Annotated in this window: 7 protein-coding genes; all 7 read left to right on the forward strand. The window is 70.5% G+C overall.

Annotated features, from left to right (window positions below; genetic code table 11):
• Positions 1-30: 30 nt before the first annotated feature.
• Positions 31-1,047 (forward strand): ABC transporter permease, encoded by a 1,017-nt coding sequence (locus tag E7Z54_RS05245; RefSeq protein ID WP_136431953.1) that lies wholly within the window; start codon positions 31-33, stop codon positions 1,045-1,047.
• Positions 1,048-1,059: 12 nt separating this feature from the next.
• Entirely contained in the window at positions 1,060-2,106 is a 1,047-nt protein-coding gene (locus E7Z54_RS05250) for an ABC transporter ATP-binding protein (RefSeq protein ID WP_136431954.1), read from the forward strand.
• 2 nt (positions 2,107-2,108) lie between these two features.
• Positions 2,109-3,356: an ABC transporter ATP-binding protein gene (locus E7Z54_RS05255; RefSeq protein WP_136431955.1), complete on the forward strand. Its 1,248-nt coding sequence runs from the start codon at positions 2,109-2,111 to the stop codon at positions 3,354-3,356.
• A 24-nt stretch (positions 3,357-3,380) separates the two neighbouring features.
• Entirely contained in the window at positions 3,381-4,742 is a 1,362-nt protein-coding gene (locus tag E7Z54_RS05260; RefSeq protein WP_240769525.1) for a replication-associated recombination protein A, read from the forward strand.
• Positions 4,743-4,753: 11 nt separating this feature from the next.
• The gene (locus E7Z54_RS05265; protein ID WP_136431956.1) at positions 4,754-5,296 is read left to right on the forward strand and encodes a hypothetical protein; all 543 of its coding nucleotides are present in this window, start codon (positions 4,754-4,756) and stop codon (positions 5,294-5,296) included.
• Entirely contained in the window at positions 5,293-5,577 is a 285-nt protein-coding gene (locus E7Z54_RS05270; RefSeq protein WP_136431957.1) for a DUF6167 family protein, read from the forward strand. The genes E7Z54_RS05265 and E7Z54_RS05270 overlap by 4 nt, the downstream gene beginning before the upstream one ends.
• On the forward strand, positions 5,574-8,176 hold a 2,603-nt coding region (gene alaS / locus E7Z54_RS05275), incomplete at its 3' end, for an alanine--tRNA ligase (RefSeq protein ID WP_240769526.1). The genes E7Z54_RS05270 and alaS, both read left to right, overlap by 4 nt.

Raw genomic sequence — 8,176 nt, forward strand, 5'->3', positions numbered from 1 at the left:
TCGAATCCCCAGACAGGCTGGAACGAACTCATGTGGGCTTACGCCGCTCGTCGCGTCATCATCGGCCTGCTGCTGCTCCTCACGCTCTCCTTCGTCACCTTCGTGCTCTTCTTCGCAGCACCGGTCGACCAGGCCAAGTACGCCTGCGGGAAGATCTGCAACGAGGACCAGATCGCGGTCACTGAGAAGGCGCTCGGATACGACAAGCCGGTCCACGAGCAGTGGGGGGGCTTCATCAAGGGAATCGCGGTCGGACGTGACTTCCCTGTCGACCCCGAGCTGCGTGCTGCTGCGCCGGACATCGTCACCCACTGCGCGGCCCCCTGCTTCGGCTACTCCCACAACAACGCGAAGACCGTCAACGAGCTCGTCGCTGCCGCCGCCCCCACGTCGATGTCCCTGGCGATGGTGGCGGTCGTGATGTGGCTCGCCGGCGGCGTCACGCTCGGCATCCTCGCCGCGGTCACCAAGGGGACGATCCTCGACCGGGGGATCGTCGGGCTCACCCTGATCGCCTACGCCTTCCCGACCTTCTTCATCGGCGTCTTCTTCCTGAAGTACGTCGTGATCAAGTGGGAGGTCCTCCCTTACCCGAAGTACGTCACCATCGAGGACGCGGGAGTGATGGCGTGGTTCACCAATCTGCTGCTACCCGGGTTCACGCTCGCCCTCGTCTTCCTCGCCAGCTACGTCCGGATGACCCGTGCCTTCGTCCTGGAGTCGATGGGAGAGGACTACATCCGCACTGCGACCGCCAAGGGCCTCGCGGCACGGAAGGTGCTGTTCAAGCACGGCTTGCGCGCAGCGCTCACGCCCCTGGTCACCATGACCGGCCTGGACTTCGCGACCCTGCTGGGCGGCGCGATCATCACCGAGTCGGTGTTCGCCTACCCCGGCCTGGGGCTGCTGACCGTCCAGTCATCGAACGCCTGGGACCTGCCGACCATCATCGGCGTGGTCGTCCTCGCAGGAGGGTTCGTGGTGGTGGCCAACATCGTCGTCGACATCGCCTATGCGTTCATCGACCCGCGCGTGCGGCTGGGCTAGGGGGCCTGCGACATGGAGAAGTTCCTCACGGTGGACGACCTCAAGGTCCACTTCCCGACCCCCGACGGCGTCGTCAAGGCGACCGACGGGCTCAGCTTCGGCCTCGACCGCGGCAAGACCCTCGGCATCGTCGGCGAGTCCGGCTCGGGCAAGTCGGTGTCGAGCTCGGCGATCCTGGGCCTGCACCGCGGCACCAGCGCCCGGGTGAGCGGCAGCATCCGGCTGGACGGCACCGACCTGCTGGCCATCTCCAACCAGGAGATGCGCAGGCTCCGCGGCAAGGACGTCGCGATGATCTTCCAGGACCCGCTCTCGGCCCTGCACCCCTACTACAGCGTGGGCAACCAGATCGCCGAGGCCTACCGCGTGCACCACGCCGTGAGCCGCAAGGAGGCGCGGACCCGGGTGGTCGACATGCTCGCGCGGGTCGGCATCCCGCAGCCGGACCGTCGGTACGACGCCTACCCGCACCAGTTCTCGGGCGGTATGCGGCAGCGGGCGATGATCGCGATGTCGCTGATCAACGACCCCAGCCTGATCATCGCGGACGAGCCGACGACGGCGCTCGACGTGACGGTCCAGGCGCAGATCCTGGACCTGCTGCAGGACCTCCAGAACGAGTTCAACACCGCGGTCATCATCATCACCCACGACCTCGGCGTGGTGGCCGAGATGGCCGACGACGTGCTAGTGATGTACGCCGGCCGGGCGGTCGAGTACGGGCCGGTCACCGAGGTGCTGACGCACCCCGAGATGCCCTACACCTGGGGCCTGCTCTCCAGCGTGCCGGACGTCACCGCCGACACGTCCAAGCGGATGGTGCCGATCCCGGGCAACCCGCCCAGCCTGCTGAACCCGCCGCCGGGATGCCCGTTCAACCCGCGGTGCGTGCACCGGCACAAGGTGCCCGGCGACCTGTGCCGCACCGAGCTGCCGGCACTGATCCCCGGCAACCGGGGAGAGGACCACCTGAAGCGCTGCCACCTGTCGAACCCCGAGATGATCTACGAGACCGAAGTGGTTCCACAGTTCGATCCTGCGCTTGCCGAGGAGCGGTGACGATGGCCGAGTCCGACCAGACAGTGACCGAGGGTACCGCGGCGGAAGAGGTCCCCACCGTCGACGAGGTGCTCAGCCAGGCGCACGCCGCCTCGGAGCTCGACCCCGACGCCCCAGCCGTGCTGACGGTCTCCAACCTCAGGATGTACTTCCCCGTCCGCTCGACCGGCATCATCCGCCGGAAGGTCGGGGACATCCAGGCCGTCGACGGGATCTCCCTCGCCCTGCCCAAGGGCGGCTCGGTCGGCCTGGTCGGCGAGTCCGGCTGCGGCAAGTCGACCGCCGGCCGCGCGATCACCCGGCTGTACCAGCCCACGGCCGGCTCCATCGAGTTCGAGGGCCGCGACCTCGCGACGATCTCGAACCGGGAGCTGAAGCCGCTGCGCCGCGAGGTCCAGATGATCTTCCAGGACCCCTACAGCTCGCTCAACCCGAGGCACACCGTGGGGTCGATCGTCGCCGCCCCGCTGCGGATCCACAACGTGGTGCCGAAGAACCAGACCCTCAAGCGGGTGCAGGAGCTGCTGGAGGTGGTCGGCCTCAATCCCGAGCACTACAACCGCTACCCCAACGAGTTCTCCGGCGGCCAGCGGCAGCGCATCGGCATCGCCCGCGCCCTCGCCCTGCAGCCGAAGGTGATCGTGGCCGACGAGCCGGTCTCCGCGCTCGACGTCTCGATCCAGGCGCAGGTGATCAACCTCCTGCAGGACCTCCAGCGCGAGTTCGACATCGCGTTCCTCTTCATCGCCCACGATCTCGCGGTGGTCCGCCACTTCTGCCCGGAGATCGCGGTGATGTACCTGGGCAAGATCGTCGAGATCGGCGATCGGGACTCGATCTACAACAACGCCCACCACCCCTACACCCAGGCGCTGCTCTCCGCCGTGCCGGATGTGAAGCAGGCGATCACCGGCGGCCGGCGGGAGCGGATCCAGCTCACCGGAGACGTGCCGAGCCCGATCGACCCGCCCTCGGGATGCCGCTTCCGGACCCGCTGCCCGATCGCCCAGGAGATCTGCTCCCGGCACGAGCCGCCGCTGCTGCAGATCGGACGGCGGCACAAGGTCGCCTGCCACTTCCCGGGCCGGCTGGGCGAGCACCCGCACGCGCCGCTGACGGCCGGTCTGCTGGGCGTGGACGCCGAGGGACGTCCCGACCCCGGCGCCAGCCCGAGCAGCGACCTGGTCGAGCAGCCCGGGTATGCGGACACCTGGTTCGACCTGGACAAGAAGTCGATCGGTCGCGCCTGAGTGTCGTCTCCTAGAGTCACCTAGGTGGACCCCGAGCCCCAGCTGTTCGACACCCCCTCCGCCAGGAGTACGACGTCGGGCGGGTCGTTGGCCGACGCCGGCCATGCGGCGGCCCCGCTCGCGGTCCGGATGCGGCCGCGCGACCTGGACGAGCTCGTCGGGCAGTCGCAGCTCCGGGCGCCGGGCTCGCCGCTGCGGCAGCTGGTCGAGGGCGACAACTCTCTCTCGCTGCTGCTCTGGGGGCCTCCCGGGACCGGCAAGACGACGATCGCCTCGATCATCAGCCAGCAGACCGGTCGGCGGTTCGTGGAGGTCTCCGCCGTCTCGGCGGGGGTGAAGGACGTGCGGGCGGCGATCGACGCCGCCCGGGCGACGCTCGTCGCCACGGGGGAGGAGACCGTCCTCTTCGTCGACGAGGTGCACCGGTTCAGCAAGGCGCAGCAGGACGCGCTGCTCCCCGGGGTCGAGAACCGCTGGGTGACCCTGGTGGCCGCCACCACCGAGAACCCGTCGTTCAGCGTGATCTCGCCGCTGCTCTCGCGCAGCCTGCTGCTCCGCCTGCAGCCGCTGACCGACGAGGACGTGAAGGCAGTCGTGGACCGCGCAGTGGTCGACGAGCGCGGACTTGGCGGCCGGTTCACCCTCGACGAGGACGCCCGTGACCATGTCGTGCGGCTCGCCGGGGGCGACGCGCGCCGGTCGCTCACCTACCTGGAGGCGGCCGCGGGCGCCGCGGCCTCCAAGGGCAGCGACGTCATCGACCTGGCGACCGCGGAGACCGCGGCCGACCAGGCGGCGGTGCGCTACGACCGCGACGGCGACCAGCACTACGACGTGATCAGCGCCTTCATCAAGTCGGTCCGCGGCTCCGACGCCGACGCCGCGCTGCACTACCTCGCGCGGATGATCGAGGCGGGGGAGGACCCGCGGTTCATCGCCCGCCGGCTGATGATCCTGGCGAGCGAGGACATCGGGCTGGCCGACCCGACGGCGCTGCCCACCGCGGTGGCGGCCGCGCAGACCGTCCAGCTGATCGGGATGCCTGAGGCGCAGCTGACGCTGGCCCACGCGACGGTCGCGCTCGCCGTCGCCCCGAAGTCGAATGCGGTGACGCTCGCGATCGGCGAGGCGATCGCCGACGTCCGTGCCGGCAAGATCGGCTCGGTGCCTGCGCACCTGCGCGACGCTCACTACCCCGGCGCGAAGACCCTCGGCCACGGCACGGGCTACGTCTACAGCCACGATGCTCCGTTCGGCATCGCGGAGCAGCAGTACGCCCCGAACGTGGTCGTCGGCGCCCGCTACTACCGACCTACCGAGCTCGGCGCCGAGGCCACGGTGAAGCAGCGGTGGGAGCGGATTCGGCGGCTGATCCGCGGCAAGTAGGCTTGCCCGTCGTGACCAACGAGCTCGCCGTGCCGATCTGGCTGGCCGTCGCGACCGTGACGGGCCTGGTGGTCCTGGCGTGCGTGGCGGTCGGCCTGGTCGTGTCCGTTCGCCGGTCGGGCCGCCGCACCGCGGAGCTGATCGCGACCGCCGCGGGCGACGCGGAGGCGCTACGGGAGCAGCTCGCCTCGATCGAGGAGGAGCTGCGCACCCAGGCCGAGGCCGCCGTCGTACCCGAGCGGGTGCCGGTCGCCGTGGTCGACGGCCGCGAGTACGTCATCACCGAGCTCGGAGAGGACGGCGGGCCGCGGGTGCCGGCACGCGTCGTCCCCGGACCCCTGTTCGCCGACATCCTCCTGCGCGAGAGCGTCATCAAGACCGCCTCGCTCGCCGCTGGCCTGCGCCGCGCGCTGTCGCCGGAGGTCCGGCACCGGATCCGGTTCGAGATGCGGCGCGAGGTCAAGCGCGCGCGCAAGCAGCGCAGAGCCGACCTGCGACAGGCCCGCCGTGAGTGGGAGGCCCGCCAGCGCGCGGGCATCGAGGGGTCCCCATGAGGGGCTTCTGGTTCACAGCCGGCGCGGCCGCAGGCGTGTACGGCGTCGTGAAGGCGCGGCGGATCGTCGAGGCGTTCACCGTCGACGGGATGCGCGACCGGGTGGGTGCGGTCTTCGTCGGAGCCCGGATGTTCCGCGAGGAGGTCGCCCAGGGCAAGGCCGACGCCGAGGTCCAGCTCCGCGAGCGCTTCCGCGCCGCCGCGGACGGGCCGCCCGAGCTGGCCGCCGGATCCCCAGCACCTGCGATCGAGACCACGAGCACCGAGGAAGGCACATCATGACGGCGACGCCGGACCGGTACCTGAGCAGCGCGGAGATCCGCAACCGGTTCCTCGCCCACTTCGAGGCGCGCGGGCACACGGTCGTGCCGTCGGCGTCGCTGCTGCTGGACGACCCGAACCTGCTCTTCGTCAACGCCGGCATGGTCCCGTTCAAGCCCTACTTCCTCGGTCAGGAGACGCCGCCGTACCCCCGGGCGGCGAGCGTGCAGAAGTGCATCCGCACGCCCGACATCGAGGAGGTCGGCAAGACCACCCGGCACGGCACCTTCTTCGAGATGTGCGGGAACTTCAGCTTCGGCGACTACTTCAAGGAAGGTGCCATCGAGCTCGCCTGGGAGCTGGTCACCAGGCCCCAGGCCGACGGCGGCTTCGGCCTGGACGAGTCGATCCTCTATCCCTCGGTCCTCGACGGGGACGACGAGGCCATCGCGCTGTGGAAGAAGGTCACCGGGCTTTCCGACGACCGCATCGTGCGCCTTCCCCCCAAGGAGAACTACTGGTCGATGGGCGTCCCGGGCCCCGGTGGACCCTGCTCGGAGATCCTGATCGACCGCGGGCCGGAGTTCGGAGCGGACCGCGACTGGGATGCCGGCGACCGGTACCTGGAGTTCTGGAACCTGGTCTTCATGCAGGACGAGCTCTCCGCCGTCCGCAGCAAGTCCGACTTCGACATCGCCGGGCAGCTGCCGAAGAAGAACATCGACACCGGCATGGGCCTCGAGCGGGTGGCCTACCTGTTGCAGGGCAAGAGCAACATGTACGAGATCGACGTCGTCTTCCCGGTGATCGAGAAGACGATGGCGCTCACCGGCAAGGCCTACGGCGCCGCCTACGACGACGACGTCCGGTTCCGGGTGGTCGCCGACCACGTCCGGTCCTCGATGATGCTGATCGGCGACGGCGTCACGCCGGGCAACGAGGGTCGCGGCTACGTGCTGCGGCGCCTGCTGCGTCGTGCGGTCCGCAACGTCCGTCTGCTCGGGTACGACGACCCGGCGCTGCCCGAGCTGCTGCCGGTCTCGCGGGACCGGATGGGCGAGAGCTACCCCGAGCTCCACGCCGACTGGGACCGGATCGCGCAGGTGGCCTTCGCCGAGGAGGAGGCGTTCCGCAAGACCCTCCAGGCCGGCACCCAGATCTTCGACCTCGCCGCCGGCGAGGTGAAGAGGTCCGGTGCTGCCACGATCCCGGGCCAGAAGGCGTTCGCGCTCCACGACACCTACGGGTTCCCGATCGACCTCACCTTGGAGATGGCCGCCGAGGCCGGGCTCCAGGTCGACGAGGAGGGCTTCCGTCAGCTGATGGCCGAACAGCGCGAGCGGGCGAAGGCCGACGCCCGCGCGAAGAAGGGCCAGCACGCGGACACCGGCGTCTACCGCGGGATCCTCGACGAGCACGGCCCCACCGAGTGGCTCGCCTACGAGACCCTCGAGACGGAGTCGCGGGCGCTCGCCGTACTCCAGACCGGTGCGCCGGTCCGCTCGCTGGCGGAGGGCGAGGTCGGCGAGGTGGTGCTCGACCGCACGCCGTTCTACGCCGAGTCCGGCGGCCAGGTGGCCGACGCGGGCGTCATCGAGTTCGACGGCGGCAGGCTCGAGGTGCTCGACGTCCAGCGGCCGGTGCGCGGCCTGGTGGTGCACCAGGTGCGGGTCGTCGAGGGTGAGCTGGCGGTGTCGACCGCCGCGGCCACCCGGGGTCTGCACGCCAAGGTCGACCCCGAGTGGCGCACGGGTGCGCGGCAGGCCCACTCCGGCACCCACATCGTGCACGCCGCGCTGCGCGAGGTGCTCGGCCCCACGGCACTCCAGTCCGGCTCGTACAACCGTCCCGGCTACCTCCGCCTCGACTTCGGCTGGCTCAATTCACTCTCCCCGGAGCAGGTGCACCAGATCGAGGAGGTCTCCAACCACGCGCTGCGGGCCGACCTGCCCGTGGGCTGGCAGTACATGACGCTGGGGGAGGCCCGCGACTGGGGCGCGCTCGCACTCTTCGGCGAGACCTACGACGACCAGAAGGTCAGAGTGGTGGAGATCGGCGGCCCGTGGTCGCGCGAGCTCTGCGGCGGGACCCACGTGGACCACTCCAGCCAGGTCGGCACGATCGTGGTCACCGGAGAGTCCAGCGTCGGCTCCGGCAACCGGCGGATCGAGGCCCTCACCGGGGTCGAGGGCTTCGCCTACCTCGCGCGCGAGCGCGACGTCGTCAGCCAGCTCACGAGCATGCTCAAGACCCAGCCGGACGACCTGGTCGGTCGCGTGGGCGACCTCGTCGAGCGGCTCAGGCAGGCCGAGAAGGAGATGGAGCGGATCCGCATGGCCCAGCTCCTCGCCGCCGGCGGGGACCTGGCGGCGCGCGCCGTCGACGTCAACGGCGTGAAGCTGGTGACCCACCGCGTCGACGGCGCAGCGGCCGCTGACGTGCGCACGCTGGCCCTCGACGTCCGCGGTCGGCTCCCCGGTGACGCCCCCGGCGTGGTGGTGGTGATCGGCGCCGTCGACGGCAAGGTCTCGGTGGTCGCGGCGCTCAACGACGCCGCCCAGGCCCGCGGCCTGTCCGCGAACGACATGGTCCGCACCGTCGCGCCGTACGTCGACGGGCG

Origin of the sequence: Nocardioides sp., from assembly GCF_004803405.1 — a bacterium.
GTDB classification, from domain to species: Bacteria; Actinomycetota; Actinomycetes; order Propionibacteriales; family Nocardioidaceae; genus Nocardioides; species Nocardioides vastitatis.